We start from the raw sequence: 16,159 nt of genomic DNA on the forward strand, positions 1-16,159 counted from the left end.
AACCGCACCCGGGTGTTCGCCATCCGGGTCCCTACCCCTAGCGTCGCGAACCCCTTTTCCGCCACGCCCTGCTTCTATATTTTGTTTTCCGCGACCCCCAAGCCCGGTCCCCTGTGCCGACTCAAGCACGCGCTATCGGGTCAGCCGGCGATGTCGGCCCGCGCGATCACCTTCGTGATCCGTGCGCGCACCAAAGACTCCTCCGGCACGGCGTTTCGCTTGCCGTAGGCCTCGGCCTGCTCGGCGCCCATGTACCGGCCACCGAGTTTGGTCGCCCATTCGAGCATCTCGTCGAGGTCGTCGTGCAACACGGCTTCGGCGGTGAACTGCACATACGAGTAAGGCGGCTTCTGGTCGTCGACGGCCAGCGAGAGCCGCGGGTCGCGCCGCAGCGCCTTCCCCTTGAGGGTCTCCGTGCCGGTGGTGAAGATCAGCTCGTCGCCGTCCGGGCCCTCGTTCAGCAGGAACCACACCGGCGTCACGATCGGCGCCCCGTTGGCGCGGACCAGGCCGAGCATGCCCGTTCGCGTGCCCTCGCTCGCGAAGTCCCACCATTCGTCCCGGCTCATTTCACGCATGGACGAGACGCTACCGCCGCCCGGAGCGCCGGGCACCCCGGTCACCCGTGCGGGGCGCCGGGGGTGGCGACTAGCCTGGCCTGCTGTGCGAGACGACGAGCTGACCGGGATGGGGCTGGCCGACGAGGGGCTGACCCGCCGCCTCAAGGCGCTGGCATGCACAGCGCCCTTGCACGACCTCGACGCGCGCAAGGCGAAGCTGGACTGGGCGGACGCCACGATCTACCAGATGGCCGAGATCGCGCTGCACACGATCGACCAGGTCACCGTGTCGATGGACTTCGACACCGGCGCCGATCACGAACAGGTGATCGCGCGGTTGCTGCCGTTCGTCGCGCTCCAGGCGCCCGGCCGGACGCCGGACGAGCACGCCAAGGTCGCCCGGTGGGTCCTCGACAACCTGATCAACGTCGGCACCACCGATCGCGGGTTCCGCCGCGTCTACGGTTCCATCGGCCCCGGCGGGGGCTACCAGCGCCGCCAGTTCGACTTCAAACTGCTCGTCGAGCTGGCCGCGCCCAACGGCGAGGTCTACCTGCGCGCCACCGACGAGGCCATCAACGTCCTCGTCGGCGCGCTGGACACCGACGTCGAGTCCGCCCAGATCGCGGCCGAGGTCAAACTGGAGAACCTGATCAACCGCGGCCGTCTCGCCGACGCGAAGCTCGCCGCCGAACAGGCCCGCTACCGGACCGTCCAGTACGGGGAGACACTGCGCGCCAAGCTGGACGCCACCCGGCGTGACGTCCGCGCGGTCGACTGGGAGCGCGAGGTCCCGGACCTGCTGGATCAGGCGCTGTCGCATATCGAATCCCGGTTCCGTGCCGAGAACGCGATCCTCAAGAACATCACCGCGTCGCGGGACGAGACCGAGGACCTCGACCGCAAACGCCGCGCGGCCGAACTCGTCGACATCGTCAGCGACTGCATCCGCCGCCACACGCGGCTCCAGTCGAGGCTGGCCGACGCCGGTGCGGTGTTCCGTGCCGAACAGGACCGCCAGCAGTTCTCCGGGCCGCCGCAGCGGGCGACGATCGACCTGTTCGGCCAGCTCCTGATGCCGACGCTCGGCCTGCCGATCGCCGAGGCCGTCGCGCCCGCCGAGTCGTTCTTCCACGCCGGTGCCGGCATCTCCCCGCCGACCGTGCCGTCGCTGTCTTCGCTGGTGTCGCTGCTGCTGCGGCCGGCACCGGAACGCGACCAGCTCGTCGGCGAGATCCCCGAGCCCGAGCTCATGCCCGCCGACGTCACCGACAAGTTCGGCGACGAGCAGTGGCGCCTCGCCGACGACCTGCTCGACCTGCCGGAGGTGCCGCGACGGCTGTCCGGACTGCTCGAAGAGGCCCGCCGGATCGATCCCGGGCTGCCGGCCCTGGTCGCCCTGCGGGCGGTGCACGCCTACAGTCCCGAGGTCGGCGCGGCGCTGCGGCTGGGGCAGCGCCAGGTGCTGCTGGCCGTCGACGACGGCACGCTGCTCGAAGATCCCGAGTTCGGCGGAGCGGATCTGCTGCTTTCGTCGGCCGCGGTCGATCGCCAAGAAGAAGAGGAGGAGGTCGCGTGACGACAACCGGGGACGTCGAATCCGCGGCCAGGCTGGTTTCCTTCGGCATGCGCCCGAAGCAGTTGCCGTCGCGGGACGTCGTGTACGGCGATCTTGTCCGGCGCTACGGCGAGGACAGGGCGTTCAAACAGCTCACGCACGCGGTCGCGGCCGGGCTCGGGCTGATGGTGCTGGAAGTCAACCTCCAGGCCGGTGCCGTGCTGGCGGCGACCGACGAGTCCGTCTTCGAGATCAAGATGGACAGCTACGCGCGGCAGAGCAAGATCCGCGAACGCCGGGAGACCGAGAAGGTCCTGCACGGGCTCGTCCACCTGGCCACCGCCGCGCTCGGTTACCCGCGCCCGGACGACCTCGCCAACGACACCTACATCGGCCGCGTCAGCGTCGAGCAGGTGGACGCGATGGTGCGTGAGGCCTGCCGGATCCTCGACGAGCGCGCGGCGGAGGCCGAGGCGAACAACGACCCGCTGGCCGACGCGCCCGAGCTCGAACAGGCTTGGCGCGCCTACGCCCGGCGTCCCGCGGCGGCGGCGACCAAGGACGGCAGGCTGGCTTCGGACACCACGCGCGGCATGGTCGCGCGCGCCCTGCGCTTTCTCGCCGATCAAGGCTTTCTCGTCCAGGTCAGCGGGGAACAGGGCGGGACCTACCGGACGACGCCGCGCTATCAGGTGCAGGTGCGGGAACTCGCCGCCGACGCGGCCTTCGACGATCTGCTCGAGCTGAACGTGGTCTCGGTCGCCAACGGCGGCGGGACACTGCGCGCTGCCGCGTCGGACACGCTCTAAAAGGGGACGAAAGAGATGTACGAGCTTTCGCGGGTTCGCCTGCACTCGGTGGGCCCGGCGGGCGCGCGGTACCAGGACGTCGTGCTGGACTTCAGCGGCGTCGGCGCCGCCATCACCGCGCCCAAACAGGACGCGCTGTTCAGCGCCGGGATCCACCTGGCGGGGGAGGGGCCGCCGCGGCGGCCGTCGCCGGCGAGCGTGCTGTTCCTGGAGAACGGCGGCGGCAAATCCGTTCTGATCAAGCTGATCTTCTCGGTCATGCTGCCCGGCCGCCGCCAGGTCGTCGGCACCACGAACACCAAGGTGCTGGAGAAGTTCGTCGCCGCCAAGGACGTCTCGCACGTCGTGCTGGAGTGGCTGCAGGTCGAGACCGGCCAGCGGGTGATCACCGGCAAGGTGTCGGAATGGCGCGGGCACGTGGTGTCGGCGGATTCGGAGAACCTCGTCGATTCCTGGTACTGCTTTCGTCCCACCCCCTCGCTCGAGCTGGACTCGCTGCCGCTGACGTCGGACGGCAGGCTGCTGACGATGTCCGGTTTCCACGACCAGCTCGACAAGGTGCACGGCGGCGAACCGGAACTGGAGTTGTTCTGGACCCGGCGTCACCACGAATGGACGTCCCGGCTCGACGGTCTCGGCCTCGACACCGAGCTTTTCCGGTACCAGCGTGCGATGAACGCCGGTGAGGGCGAGGCGGCGGACGCCTTCGCGTTCAGCACCGACGAGGCGTTCGTCGAGTTCCTGTTGCGCGCGGTCCTTTCGGAGGACGAGCCGAAGGACCTCGCCGAGGTCGTCGCGACCTACGCGCACAACCTCGCCCAGCGGGGGGATCTGCTGTCGGAGCGGGACTTCGTCGCGGGTGCCCTCGATCTGCTCACGCCGCTGGCGGAAGAGGAAGGCGTCGCGGCCGCGTCACGGAAGCTCGCCGACGCGGCCCGCGCCGAGATGCGGACGCTGGCCGGCCAGGTAGCCGCGCGGGACAAGCTGGAGAACGAGCGACTGAGCGGGCTCGAACAGCACGTCGACGAGGTGAAGTCCGCGGAGAAACTGGCCGAGGGCGACCACCGTCGTCTCACCGCCGGGGTCACCGAACTCCGCCGCCTGGTCGGGAAACTGCGGCTCGACGAGGCGCAGGAGAGCAAGAAGCGGATCGACGGCGAACTGGCCGAGGCGAAGACGTCCGCCGAGGCATGGCGGGAATGCGCCACCGTGCTCAACCACCTCAACGCCGCTCGCAAGGCCCGCGATTTCCGGGAACTGGTGGGAAATCGCGAGCAGAAGGCGCAGCCCGCCCTGCAGGCGCGCAACACCGCCGCGGCCGCGCTCGCGCGTGGTCTGCTGGCGCTGGCCAAGAACGCGGCCGAGCAGGCGTCGAAGGCCGAGGCGCAGGTCGGCGCCCTGCGTGCCGAGGCGGAAAAGGCACAGGCGGAACGGGACGAGTCGGCGAACCTCGCGGCTTCGCGCCGGGCGGAGGCCCGCGGACTGGGAGCGCGGATCGCGGAGGTCCGTGAGGAGATCGCGGAAGCCGTCCGGTCCGGCGCGCTCAAGGCCGGGGCCGATGTCGCCGAGGCGGCCCGCGAGGCCAGGACCGAGGCTGAGGCGACCGCCGCGGAACTGGTCCGCCGCGAACAGGAACTCGAACGCGTCGCCGAGGATCTGCGGTCCGCGCAGACCACGGTCAACGACGCGCACCGTCTCGCCGGGTCCACAAAGGACCGGTTGGAGCGCGCGGCCGACGAGCTCGACCGGGCCGATCGGCGCACCGACGCGCTCGCCGTCGAACCCCGGCTGAGCGAACTCCTCGGCGCGGACGACGTCGCGCTGGAGACGGATCTCCCGGTGCTGCTGGAGCGGCTCCGCGAGGCGGGTTCGGCCGCGGAGAAGGAACAGACCGCGTTGCGGATGGAGGAATCCGTCGACGAGCGCGCGCTGAACGCACTCGGTTCGGGCGGTCTCCTGCCCGCCACCGAAGAGGTCCAGGCCGCGTTGGACGCGCTGGAAGCCGCCGGGATGAACGCGTGGTCCGGCTGGCGTTATCTGTCTACTTTGGACAAGAAGCGGCGGGCGGCGGTGCTGGCCCGCGCGCCCCAGCTCGTCTCGGGGATCCTGCTCAACGAGCCGGAGCAGGTCCGGCTCGCCGAGAAGGTCCTGGCGGAGCGGCGTCTGCTGCCCACCACGATCATCCCGGTTTCCACGACCGCGGCGACCACGACCGATCGCCTGCCGGGAGAGGCGGGTATCGAGTTCCTCGTGCCGCCCAACCCGGCCATGTACGACGAAGAGGCCGCCGACGCCGAGCGTGAGGCCATCGCGCTCCGGCACGCGGAACGTCAGCGCCGGCTGGAAGCGCTGGCGACTTCGCTGGCCGACGACAGCGCGCTGTCGTGGAAGCTCAAGACGTGGCGCGAGGACTATCCGCCGGGCAGCATCGCGACGCTGGCCGAGCAGCTGCAGAACGCGCGCACCGCGCACGAAACCGCGCGGACCGCGTTGGAGCAGGCGGAGAAGGAGTTCCAGCGCCTCGGCGAGAAGGCGACCGGGCTGCGGGAGCGGGTCCCGGAACTGCGCGCGGCTTCGGCTGAGGCGGGGGAGCGTGCCCGCGGCCTCGAGGCGCTCGCCACGCGCGCCGCGAAGATTCCCGAGTGGACGGACGACGTCGAACGCGCGACGGAGACCGCCGAGCGGGCCGAGTCGACGGCGTCCGAAGCGGCGGTGAAGGCTTCCCGGCTGCGCGAGCAGGCAGGCGAGGAACAGCGCACCGCCGACGGGCACCGGCGCACGGCGACGACCGCGAAGTCCGAGCTGGCCGAAGTCCCGGGGTCGAGCGACGTCACCGAGGACGATCCGGTGCCCGCCGAGCCGGTGGACGCGTTGCGGCGTACTTTCTCGTCGGCTTCCGAGGCCTACGCGAAGGTCGAGGTCGGCAGCGATCTGCGGGCCGAACTCGAACAGGCCGAAAGTGTCGAGACCTCCGCGCGGGCGGCCGTCGAGGCGCTGGACGACGCCGTCCGCGAGCGGGCCTCGTCGTTGCTGGAGACGCCGGACGGTTCCGACGCCTCCGCGCGGGCCGCGGCGCAGGCGCGGGCGAACCGGGCGGTCGCCGTGCTGGAGGAGGAACGCACCGAGATCGTCGGCCTCGTCGCGACCCGCAAGGCGGAACTGGCCCAGCTCCCGGAGCTGGCGAGCCCTCAGCTCGCTCTCGACGCCAGGCCGAAGGACATCGAGCACGGCCTGGAACTGATCGACGAAGCGAGCCTCGAAGTGTCCGCCGCCGCGCGGAAATGGGAGGAACTGCAGGAGCGCCGCGCCGCGGCAGAGGCGACACTGGAGTCCGCGAAGGCGTCCGCGTCCGGCTTCGGCCTGCTGGCCGAATCCATGGCGCATCTCTTGTCCAAAGAGGACGATCTGGCCGCGTTCGACGGCGACGTCGAATCCGCGCGTGCCAAGCACGCCCGGCTCAACACGGCGCTCACGGAGGCGCAGGACGCCGCCGACGCGGGCGACCGCCGGGTGCGGGCCGCGGCCGACCAGCTGGCGCAGTACGCGACGGACAAGCGCTTCGAGAAGCTCAGCACGCCGGTGCGGCAGCAGGTGATCTCGGTCCGCCGTGATCAGCTTCCCGCCCACGCCGCGGAATGGGCGGAGGCGCTGCGGCCTCGGTTGCGCACACTCACCGACGATCTCGCGCAGATCGACCGGCACCGCGGCGGCATCATCACCCGCCTGCAGGGCATGGTCGACGGCGCGCTGCGTACTCTTCGCGCGGCACAACGGGTTTCGCGGCTGCCGGACGGTCTCGGCGACTGGTCGGGCCAGGAGTTCCTGCGGATCCGCTTCACCGAACTCGAAGAGAACGTGCTCGCCGAGAAACTGGGCGAGGTCGTCGACGAGGCTGCGGTGGGGAAGACAGCAGACGGCCGGGATGTGAAGCGGGACGGGCTTTCGCTCGTGCTGCGCGGCGTACAGGCCGCGGCCCCCAAGGGGTTCCGGGTCGACATGCTGAAGCCGGACTCCGTACTGCGGACCGAACGCCAGCGTGTCTCCGAGATCCGGGACGTGTTCTCCGGCGGGCAGCAGCTGACCGCGGCGATCATCCTGTACTGCACCCTCGCGGCGCTGCGGGCGAACAACCGCGGCAAGGCGCGCAACCGGCACTCCGGCGTGCTGTTCCTCGACAACCCGATCGGCCGCGCTTCGGCGGGTTACCTGCTGGAACTCCAGCGCGCGGTGGCGGAGGCGCTGGGCGTCCAGCTGATCTACACCACCGGCCTGTTCGACGCCGGCGCGCTGAGCGAGTTCCCGCTGATCGTGCGGCTGCGCAACGACGCGGACCTGCGGGCGGGCCGCAAGTACCTGTCCGTCGACGCGACGATCCGGAACGCGACCGACGAACTGGGGGAGCCGGACGGAGTCGCCCGCCTTTCGGCGACGCGGCTGTTCACGCGGTCGGCGGAGGAGCCGGAACCGGAGGAGGAAACGGCCTGACAGGGCCGGTTCGCCGCAGTCTCGGCTAGTGCCCCCAATGTGGCATTGGGGACGCTCGGTGTCCCCAATGCCACATTGGGGGCACTACGGCTTGAGGCTTTCCCGGGTCGAGGTCCGGTACTGCCCCGGCGCCTGACTTCGAGCCCGCCGGAAGGCCCGGCTGAACGCGTATACCGACGTGTAGCCGACAGAGCGGGCGATGGTGTCCACCGTGTCGTCGGTGTCGCGCAGCCGGACCGCGGCCAGGTCCATCCGCCACTGGGTCAGGTAATCGCCGGGAGCCCGGCCGGTGGTTTCGCGGAAGCGACGGGTCAACGTGCTGCGCGAGGTCGCCAGTTCCGCCGCGAGCAGGTCGGTGGTCCACGGTTTCGCCGGCGCCTCGTGGATCTTGGCCAAGGCCACGCTGATCAGCGGATCGCCGAGGACGCCGAGCCAGGTGCCCCGCGTCTCGGCCGGTTTCTCGGTCCGCCACGCGCGAAGCAACTGGACCAGCAGGATGTCGACGAGCCGGTTGAGGACGAACTCGGTGGCGATCTGCGGAGAGGCCAGCTCCCGCGACAACAGCCGGACGGTGTCGTCCAACCCGCCGCCGACGTGGTTCGCGCGGATGTGCACCAGCTCCGGCAGAGTGGCCATCACCTGGGTGGACACCGCCGGGTCGTAGTCGTAGGACGCGCCGAGGACATGGGTCTCGACCTCCCCTGAACCGAGGCGCAGTACTCCGCCGCACTCCCGCGCCTTCTCCGCGGCCGTGCACAGGTTGGGAATGATCGCGACGTCCGGGGCGCTGCGCAGGGTGTGCTCCGGTCCGTTCGGCAGCAGGACGACGTCGCCGGGCATGAGCTGCCGCGGCGGCTTGCCCGCCACGTCCAGCCAGGCCGTCCCGCAGGTGACGGCGTAGAAGGCCGCACCGGCGATGCCGTGCCAGAGGATCCCCCACGGCCCGGACGCCTCGATCCGGGCGCCGGCGGTGCCCCGGACGCCGCCCACGGCGAGGGTTTCGGCCAACAGGTCCATGCTGCCGAGCATAGTGCGACAAATAGATATACCCGTGGCGTTTTCGGCCATCGATACGGTCACCCGGTGCGCCATACGATCGAGGTCATGGCAGACACGATCGACTTCGACTTCGACGAGATCAACCGCGGCGTGATCGCCGAATTCCGCGAGACCGGCGGCAAGGCGGGTGGCATGTTCGAAGGCTTCCCGCTTGTCCTCGTCCACCACACCGGCGCGAAGTCCGGCACCGAGCGGATCGCGCCGCTCGTTCCGCTCCTCGAGGACGACCGGATCTACATCTTCGGCAGCAAGGGCGGCTCCGACGAGAACCCGGCGTGGTTCCACAACTTGGTGGCCAACCCGGACACGAAGGTCGAACTCGGCACCGAGACCTTCCCGGTCCGCGCCCGGTTGCTCACCGGCGCCGAGCGCGACGAGGTCTACGCCAGGCAGTCCGCGGTCATGCCGCAGTTCGCCGAGTACCAGCGCAAGACCAGCCGGGTCATCCCGGTGTTCGAACTGGAGCGGGTCTAGCCCTTATGTCGTGAAGGGTCCCTTTGAGACCATCAACGTCTCGAAGGGCCCCTTCACGACATCCCCACGACCGCGCCTGACTGGGAGTCCTTCACGGACTCGCGATACCGGCTCACCCGCCGTAGGTACCTAAGACACCCTTGGCCCTAACCGTCCCTGCCACTCACGACCGGAACTGATCCGGGATTTGTCGGGCCCCGGTGATAGAACCGATCCGTGACCCTCAAGATCGGCATCCGGCAACGCCGCGCCCGCCTCGCGACACGTCATCGCCTGACCACGCCCGCCGGCTCGGTGCACGCCGCCGCGGACGCGGTCGTCGCGCTGCATGCCACCGACCCGGCGTCGGTGCACCTGTCGGCGTGGGCGCGGGTGAAGGGCGACGGTGTCGCGGAGGTGGAGAACGCGCTGTACGACGAGCGCACGCTGATCCGGATGCTCGGCATGCGCCGCACGGTCTTCGTCGTCGGGCACGAGAACGCGGCGCTCATCCAGGCCGCCTGTTCCGCCGACATCGCCAAGAAGCAGCGCCGCCTGCTCGAACAGCACCTCGGCACGCAGGGTCATCCGGAGAACGTGCCCGATCCGGAACGCTGGCTCGCCGAGGTCGAGGACGCGACCGAGCGTGCGCTGAAGGCCCGCGGTTCCGCGACCGCACAACAGCTGAGCGAGGACGAGCCGCGGCTCAGGCAGCAGCTGTTGATGGCGAAGGGAAAGCCGTACGAGGCGATCGCCAACGTCACCAGCCGCGTCCTGTTCCAGCTCGCGGTCGACGGCCGCATCGTGCGCGGCCGCCCGCGCGGCAGCTGGATCAGCAGCCAGTACTACTGGGCCCCGATGGCGGACTGGCTGTCACAGGGCCTCGTCGAATGGGACGCCGACGCCGCCAGGGTCGAACTCGCCCGAAAGTGGCTCTACGCCTATGGTCCCGCTCCGATCGCGGACCTCCGCTGGTGGACGGGCTGGACGGCGGGCCAGACGAAGAAGGCGCTCGCGGAAATTCAGCCGGTCGAGGTCGATCTCGACGGCGTTCCCGGCATCGTGCTCGCCGACGACGTGGAGCCGGTCGCGGAGCCAGGACCCTGGGTCGCGCTGCTCCCGTCCCTCGACCCGACGTCGATGGGATGGCTCGAGCGCGACTGGTACCTGGGCCCGCACAAGGCGCCACTGTTCGACGGCACCGGGAACATCGGGCCCACCGTCTGGGCCGACGGCCGGATCGTCGGCGGCTGGGCGCAGCGTCCGGACGGCGAGGTCGTCCACCACTTCCTGGAGGACGTCGGCGCGGACGTCGAACGGGCCGTCGAAGCGGAGGCGAACCACCTGGCCGAGTGGTTCGGAGAGGTGCGAGTCACGCCACGGATGCGCACGCCGCTGGAGCGACGGCTAGCACAGCGAAGCTGAGAGTTTTCGGCAGACGTCCTGGTGGCGATGCACTTGATCGATTCTTGACCTGACCCACCGAGTGGTGGAAGTCTCGTCAGGGCAAAGAGGGCCGCCCGAGCACGCACGCTAGGGTTGCGCCCGAGTAAAGGACGTCTTTCCGGGGCGATCCCGGACGAGTCTCAAGGGAGTGGCAGCAGTGACGGTTCGCGTAGGTGTCAACGGCTTCGGCCGCATCGGCCGCAACTTCTTCCGGGCCGTGCAGGCCGCCGGTCACGACATCGAGGTGGTCGCGTTCAACGACCTCGGCGACGTCGCCACCATGGCCCACCTGCTGAAGTACGACTCCATCCTCGGCCGCTTCCCGGGCGAGGTCAGCGTCAGCGACGAGGGCATCGTCGTCGACGGCAAGACGATCAAGGCCCTCGCCGAGCGCGACCCGGCCAACCTGCCCTGGGGCGACCTCGGCGTGGACGTCGTCGTCGAGTCGACCGGCTTCTTCACCACCGGTGACGCCGCCAAGGCGCACCTCGCCGGCGGCGCCAAGAAGGTCATCATCTCCGCGCCCGCCAAGGGCGAGGACCTGACCGTGGTGCTCGGCGTCAACGACGACAAGTACGACGGTTCGCAGAACATCATCTCGAACGCGTCCTGCACCACCAACTGCCTCGGCCCGCTGGCCAAGGTGCTGAACGACGCCTTCGGTGTCGAGCAGGGCCTCATGACCACGATCCACGCGTACACGCAGGACCAGAACCTGCAGGACGCGCCGCACAAGGACCTGCGCCGCGCCCGTGCCGCCGCGCTGTCCATGGTCCCGACCTCGACCGGTGCCGCCAAGGCCATCGGCCTGGTCCTGCCGGAGCTCAACGGCAAGCTCGACGGCTACGCGGTCCGCGTCCCGGTCCCGACCGGTTCGGCCACCGACCTCACCGTCACGCTGACCAAGAGCGCGACCCTCGAGGAGATCAACGCCGCGTACAAGGCCGCCGCCGAGGGCCCCCTGGCCGGCATCCTGCGCTACAGCGACGACCCGATCGTTTCGGCCGACATCGTCACCGACCCGGCGTCCTGCATCTACGACGCGCCGCTGACCAAGGTCATCGGCAACCAGGTCAAGGTCGTCGGCTGGTACGACAACGAGTGGGGCTACTCGAACCGCCTCGCCGACCTCGTCAAGCTCGTCGGCAACAAGCTCTCCTGAGCCATGGCGCTGAAGAACCTCGAAGACCTGCTGGGCGAGGACGTCTCAGGCCGGTTCGTACTCGTACGGTCCGACCTGAACGTCCCGCTCGACGGGGAGACCATCACCGATGACGGCCGCGTCCGCGCGGCCCTGCCGACCCTCAAGCGGCTCGCCGAGGCGGGCGCGAAGGTGGTCGTCACGGCGCACCTCGGCCGTCCCAAGGGCGAGCCGGACCCGAAGTTCTCGCTCGCTCCCGTCGCCGCGAAGCTCACCGAGCTGCTCGGCGTGGACGTCCCGCTGGCCGGTGATCTGGTCGGCGAGTCCGCCAAGGCCACCGTCGCGGGCCTGACCGACGGCCAGGTGGCCCTGCTGGAGAACGTGCGTTTCGACGCGCGTGAGACCAGCAAGGTCGAGGCCGAGCGGCAGGAGCTGGCCGCGGAGCTGGCCGCGCTCGTCCCGGGCGGCGCGTTCGTCTCCGACGGCTTCGGTGTCGTGCACCGCAAGCAGGCCTCGGTCTACGAGATCGCGCGGGCGCTTCCGGCGTATGCCGCTGACCTAGTCTTGACCGAAGTCGCTGTCCTCGAAAAGCTCACCAGCGATTTGCAGAGGCCGTACGTCGTCGTCCTCGGCGGCGCGAAGGTTTCGGACAAGCTGGGCGTGATCGCCAACCTGCTGACCAAGGTCGACAGGCTGCTCATCGGCGGCGGTATGGCGTACACCTTCCTCAAGGCCCAGGGCCACGAGGTCGGGAACTCGCTGCTGCAGGAGGACCAGCTGGAGCAGGTCCGCGGTTTCCTCGCCGAGGCGGAGAAACGCGGCGTCGAGTTGATCCTGCCGGTGGACGTCCTCGCCGCGACGGGCTTCGCTGCCGACGCGGAGTTCGACGTCGTCGACGCGAAGGCCATCCCGGCCGACCGCATGGGTCTCGACATCGGCCCGAAGTCGCGCGAATTGTTCGCGGGCAAGCTGGCCGACGCGGCGACCGTGTTCTGGAACGGCCCGATGGGCGTGTTCGAGTTCGAGTCCTTCGCCGGCGGCACCCGTGCCGTGGCCGAAGCGCTGGTCAAGAGCGACGCCTTCACCGTGGTCGGCGGTGGCGACTCCGCCGCCGCCGTGCGGCAGCTCGGCCTTCCCGAGGACGGCTTCTCGCACATCTCGACCGGCGGCGGCGCGTCGCTGGAGTACCTGGAGGGCAAGGAACTGCCCGGAGTCGCTGTGCTGGGAGAGAACGACTAGTGGCGCGCAAACCGCTCATCGCCGGCAACTGGAAGATGAACCAGAACCACCTCGAAGCCATCGCGCTGGTTCAGAAGATCGCCTTCGCCCTGCCGGAGAAGTACTACGCGAAGGTCGACGTCGCGGTCCTGCCGCCGTTCACCGACATCCGCAGCGTCCAGACGCTGACCGACGGCGACAAGCTGTCGCTCACCTATGGCGCCCAGGACCTGTCGCCGCACGACTCCGGTGCCTACACCGGCGACGTGTCGGGTCCGATGCTGGCGAAGCTGGGTTGCAGCTACGTCACCGTCGGGCACTCGGAGCGGCGTGAGTACCACGGCGAGTCCGACGAACTGGTGAACAAGAAGGTCAAGGCCGCGCTCAAGCACGGCATCAAGCCGATCCTGTGCGTGGGGGAGAAGCTCGAGGTCCGTGAGGCAGGCGAGCACATCGCCCACACCACGTCCCAGCTGGTGGAGGGCCTCAAGGGGCTCAAGGCCGAACAGGTCAAGGACGTCGTCGTCGCCTACGAGCCGGTCTGGGCCATCGGGACCGGCAAGGTCGCGACCCCGCAGGACGCCGAGGAGGTGTGCGGAGCCATCCGCGCCACCCTCGCCGAGAAGTACGGCGCCGAGGTCGCGTCCTCGGTCCGCGTGCTCTATGGGGGCTCGGCCAAGGCCAACAACATCAGCGACCTCGTCGCCTGCGAGAACATCGATGGTGCGCTCGTTGGTGGTGCCAGCCTGGATGGTGACGAATTCACCAAACTCTGCGCACTCGCCGCGGGCGGGCCCCTGCCCTGATCGGGGCACCTACCGGGTAACCTGGGTATCCGGTCCGTCACACAGCAGTGGACGAGTCCAGGAGTACGGTGTGTTCTGGCGGTCGACAACCGTCGGTGGCACACCGTTTTCCTGCATTCTCCAAGAGCGCAGAGGATGACATGAAGCTGTTCCTGCAAATCCTGTTGATCGCCTCCAGCGTGCTGCTGGTGGTCGCCGTGCTGCTGCACCGCGGCCGTGGTGGCGGTCTGTCTTCGCTGTTCGGTGGCGGTATGCAGTCGAGCCTTTCCGGCTCGAGCGTGGCCGAGAAGAACCTCGACCGGATCACGCTGCTGCTGGGCGCGGTGTGGCTGATCAGCATCATCGGCCTCGGGCTCCTGCTCAAGGTCTGATCGATCCAGGTGTTTCGGCGTGCCTATGGGGGGCGCGCCGCCGATCCCTATAGGTGTGAGGATTCATGGTTGGCGGTAACGCGATTCGGGGCACCCGTGTGGGTGCCGGTCCTTCGGGCGAATCGGAGCGGGGTGAGTCGGCGCCACGGCGCCGCATTTCCTACTGGTGCGCCAACGGGCACGAGGCACAGCCCTCGTTCTCGATGGACGCGGAGATTCCCGAGGAGTGGGACTGCCCGCGCTGCGGGCTCCCCGGTGGGCAGGACGAGAAGAACCCTCCTGCCGCGCCGCGGACCGAGCCTTACAAGACCCACCTCGCGTACGTGAAGGAACGGCGTTCCGACGCCGACGGCGAGGCCATTCTCGCCGAGGCGCTGGAGCGGTTGCGCCAGCGCCGGGAGATCTGAGACTCCCCGGGGCCTAGCGGTCGAGCGGGTACCGGGCACGCACCCGGAACCCGCCGTCCTCGGTGTCGGCGGTCTCGAAGCTCCCACCCAGCAGTCGAGCGCGTTCGGCCAGTCCGGTCAGCCCGTGCCCTCCCGAGGGCAGGGCCGCACCGGCTGTCCGGGCGCGCTCGTTGCGTATTTCGACCTTGAGGGAACCGTGCTCACCCTGGATCCGGATGGTCGCGGTGGCGCCGGGCGCGTGCTTGTGCACGTTGGTCAGGCATTCCTGCACGGTCCGGTAGGCCGCCGCGGAAACCTGGCTGGGCAGGAGATCGGGGATCCGCTCGACGGTGAGGTGCACCGGGACGTCCGAGCCGCGGATCAGCCGGTCGAGTTCGTTGATCCCCGGCCGCGGTCCGTCGTCTTCGGAGCCCGAGCGCAGCACACTCACGAGCGAGCGCAGTTCCTCGAGCGTTTTGGTGCTCAGTTTCCGGATGACCTGCGCGGTTTCGAGCGAACGGGCGTCGGTGGTCTGTGCCTGGAGCGCGCCGGCCTGCATCGCGATCAGCGTGATCTGGTGCGAGACGACGTCATGCATCTCCCGTGCGAGCCGGGCGCGTTCCTCCGCGCGGACGGCGTCGGCGTGGAAGCGGCGTTCGCGGTCACGGCTGGCGGCGAGTTCGGAGAGCTTCTGTGAGATCTCGGTCCGCGCTCCGATGAGCAGGCCGATGGCCACCGGCATCCCGGCGACGATGACGCCGTAGATCCCGTCCAGAACGTGTTCGCGCCAGCTGAGTTCGACGAAGTCGGCCAGCGGCCATTGGACGAACCGGCAGGTGAAGACGAGCGCGAACCCGGTCCAGGTCTGCCAGTGCATCTGCTTGCGGGTGGCGAGGAAGCCGAGCGCGATCATCGCGGCCAGCTGGGACCAGCCCGCCAGGAAGCCGGGGACGGTGACGATCACCGCGAGGAACGGCAGCTTGCGGCGGAACGCGAGGCCGAGGCACGCGGCGCCGGAGAGGTAGATGGAGTACGGCTGGGCCTTCTCGGGGATCACCAGCCAGACATCGAGCGCGGCCAGGAAGATCGCGAGCGTATCGACGCCCAGCGCGACCAGCGCCGGACGTTTGATCTTGGCGAACGACATGACCCCGGCGGCACGGCGCATCCGGTCGGCGGCGTCCGCTCCGGAGCCGCCCACCGAGATACCTGGCATCGAGAGACCCTCTGTGCTCATCGCTGGCGACCTCACTCGTCTTGTGGACTTGAATGGTGAGACGTGTTCTTCGCCCGATCGGGACGCGCAGGAACGAACAAATGTGCGGATGCTAACGGGTGGATGTGCAAGGGCGGTAAGTTTCCCCCAGTCGGGCTAGCGACTGTCCGGTCACTGTCCGTTCTGCGGACAAGTGCATGAACGTTCGGTCGGTCGAGGCGCGGACCGGACCACCCGGGCTCGGTGGTCCGTTGATCGTTCCGACGCGCGAACGGATCGTCTCTGATGCGAAAGCCGGCAGGAGTTGATCTTTGTCACTTTCCGCCCCCAGACGGTTACAGAAGGCGTGATGCCGTGAACGCCTTCTTCACTGCCTTCAGGGTAGGGAAGGAGATCGTCGCGGACTTCCGCCATGGGGGTGTCACCGGCTCCGCTTGCACTGGGAAGGCGTGAAGGTTCGGGACGGGGGCCTCCGAGTGTCATGAAAGGGTCGTTCAGGACGAAAAACGTCCTGAACGACCCTTTCATGACACTTCAGGGCAAGAGCAGCAGGCGCGGATCAGCCCGAAGCCGCCCGAAGCGCGTGAAGGCCCCCTTCCCTCGGCTCAGCCGAGGGAAGGGGGGCGTCACGCGCGCACCGGCCGCCCCGAG

13 protein-coding genes are annotated in these 16,159 nt (G+C 69.3%); 10 read left to right on the plus strand and 3 right to left on the minus strand.

From position 1 onward, the window contains the following. Positions 1 to 140: 140 nt before the first annotated feature. Positions 141 to 578 carry a PPOX class F420-dependent oxidoreductase gene (locus ACIHAO_RS38175; RefSeq protein ID WP_396566376.1) on the minus strand — a complete coding sequence of 146 codons (438 nt, stop codon included), beginning with the start codon at positions 576 to 578 and terminating at the stop codon, positions 141 to 143. 109 nt (positions 579 to 687) lie between these two features. Here ACIHAO_RS38175 and ACIHAO_RS38180 point away from each other — a divergent pair, with 109 nt between their 5' ends. From ACIHAO_RS38180 to ACIHAO_RS38190, 3 genes are read left to right on the plus strand one after another with little or no spacing between them, the layout of a single operon-like run. Beyond that, positions 688 to 2,139: a hypothetical protein gene (locus tag ACIHAO_RS38180; RefSeq protein ID WP_396566401.1), complete on the plus strand. Its 1,452-nt coding sequence runs from the start codon at positions 688 to 690 to the stop codon at positions 2,137 to 2,139. 47 nt (positions 2,140 to 2,186) lie between these two features. Further along, a complete protein-coding gene (locus tag ACIHAO_RS38185; protein ID WP_046199931.1) occupies positions 2,187 to 2,927 on the plus strand; it encodes a hypothetical protein in 741 nt (246 codons plus the stop codon). Positions 2,928 to 2,942: 15 nt separating this feature from the next. After that, positions 2,943 to 7,412 carry a hypothetical protein gene (locus ACIHAO_RS38190; protein WP_396566378.1) on the plus strand — a complete coding sequence of 1,490 codons (4,470 nt, stop codon included), beginning with the start codon at positions 2,943 to 2,945 and terminating at the stop codon, positions 7,410 to 7,412. Between the two features lie 84 nt (positions 7,413 to 7,496). On the opposite strand, the gene ACIHAO_RS38195 is transcribed toward ACIHAO_RS38190, so the two are convergent. Next, positions 7,497 to 8,429, minus strand: coding sequence for an AraC family transcriptional regulator (locus tag ACIHAO_RS38195; protein WP_396566380.1), 933 nt, complete (start codon positions 8,427 to 8,429; stop codon positions 7,497 to 7,499). Between the two features lie 87 nt (positions 8,430 to 8,516). On the opposite strand from ACIHAO_RS38195, the gene ACIHAO_RS38200 reads away from it, so the two are divergent. From ACIHAO_RS38200 to ACIHAO_RS38230, 7 genes are all read left to right on the plus strand, one after another. Beyond that, entirely contained in the window at positions 8,517 to 8,945 is a 429-nt protein-coding gene (locus tag ACIHAO_RS38200; protein WP_396566382.1) for a nitroreductase family deazaflavin-dependent oxidoreductase, read from the plus strand. A gap of 216 nt (positions 8,946 to 9,161) precedes the next feature. Then, positions 9,162 to 10,349: a winged helix DNA-binding domain-containing protein gene (locus ACIHAO_RS38205; protein WP_396566384.1), complete on the plus strand. Its 1,188-nt coding sequence runs from the start codon at positions 9,162 to 9,164 to the stop codon at positions 10,347 to 10,349. 178 nt (positions 10,350 to 10,527) lie between these two features. Next, positions 10,528 to 11,532, plus strand: a complete 1,005-nt coding sequence (gene gap / locus ACIHAO_RS38210; RefSeq protein WP_034311751.1) for a type I glyceraldehyde-3-phosphate dehydrogenase — start codon at positions 10,528 to 10,530, stop codon at positions 11,530 to 11,532. A 9-nt stretch (positions 11,533 to 11,541) separates the two neighbouring features. Next, complete coding sequence (locus ACIHAO_RS38215) at positions 11,542 to 12,750, plus strand: phosphoglycerate kinase (RefSeq protein ID WP_396566403.1); 1,209 nt, start codon at positions 11,542 to 11,544, stop codon at positions 12,748 to 12,750. Beyond that, positions 12,750 to 13,535 (plus strand): triose-phosphate isomerase, encoded by a 786-nt coding sequence (gene tpiA / locus ACIHAO_RS38220; protein ID WP_396566386.1) that lies wholly within the window; start codon positions 12,750 to 12,752, stop codon positions 13,533 to 13,535. The genes ACIHAO_RS38215 and tpiA overlap by 1 nt, the downstream gene beginning before the upstream one ends. Before the next feature lie 140 nt (positions 13,536 to 13,675). After that, a complete protein-coding gene (gene secG / locus ACIHAO_RS38225; protein ID WP_016333144.1) occupies positions 13,676 to 13,906 on the plus strand; it encodes a preprotein translocase subunit SecG in 231 nt (76 codons plus the stop codon). A gap of 65 nt (positions 13,907 to 13,971) precedes the next feature. Beyond that, entirely contained in the window at positions 13,972 to 14,313 is a 342-nt protein-coding gene (locus ACIHAO_RS38230; protein WP_396566388.1) for an RNA polymerase-binding protein RbpA, read from the plus strand. Positions 14,314 to 14,326: 13 nt separating this feature from the next. Here ACIHAO_RS38230 and ACIHAO_RS38235 read toward each other — a convergent pair whose 3' ends face one another. Next, positions 14,327 to 15,529 (minus strand): sensor histidine kinase, encoded by a 1,203-nt coding sequence (locus tag ACIHAO_RS38235; protein WP_199748962.1) that lies wholly within the window; start codon positions 15,527 to 15,529, stop codon positions 14,327 to 14,329. Positions 15,530 to 16,159 lie beyond the last annotated feature (630 nt).

Source organism: Amycolatopsis sp. NPDC052450 (assembly GCF_044547565.1).
Classification (GTDB): domain Bacteria; phylum Actinomycetota; class Actinomycetes; order Mycobacteriales; family Pseudonocardiaceae; genus Amycolatopsis.

Bases quoted from the DNA above. Each gene is read 5' to 3' on its own strand.
- secG (WP_016333144.1), top strand. From the start codon at position 13,676: ATGAAGCTGTTCCTGCAAATCCTGTTGATCGCCTCCAGCGTGCTGCTG.
- ACIHAO_RS38190 (WP_396566378.1), top strand. From the start codon at position 2,943: ATGTACGAGCTTTCGCGGGTTCGCCTGCACTCGGTGGGCCCGGCGGGC.
- ACIHAO_RS38175 (WP_396566376.1), bottom strand. From the start codon at position 578: ATGCGTGAAATGAGCCGGGACGAATGGTGGGACTTCGCGAGCGAGGGC.
- ACIHAO_RS38180 (WP_396566401.1), top strand. From the start codon at position 688: ATGGGGCTGGCCGACGAGGGGCTGACCCGCCGCCTCAAGGCGCTGGCA.
- ACIHAO_RS38235 (WP_199748962.1), bottom strand. From the start codon at position 15,529: ATGAGCACAGAGGGTCTCTCGATGCCAGGTATCTCGGTGGGCGGCTCC.
- ACIHAO_RS38195 (WP_396566380.1), bottom strand. From the start codon at position 8,429: ATGGACCTGTTGGCCGAAACCCTCGCCGTGGGCGGCGTCCGGGGCACC.
- ACIHAO_RS38185 (WP_046199931.1), top strand. From the start codon at position 2,187: ATGCGCCCGAAGCAGTTGCCGTCGCGGGACGTCGTGTACGGCGATCTT.
- ACIHAO_RS38230 (WP_396566388.1), top strand. From the start codon at position 13,972: ATGGTTGGCGGTAACGCGATTCGGGGCACCCGTGTGGGTGCCGGTCCT.
- ACIHAO_RS38200 (WP_396566382.1), top strand. From the start codon at position 8,517: ATGGCAGACACGATCGACTTCGACTTCGACGAGATCAACCGCGGCGTG.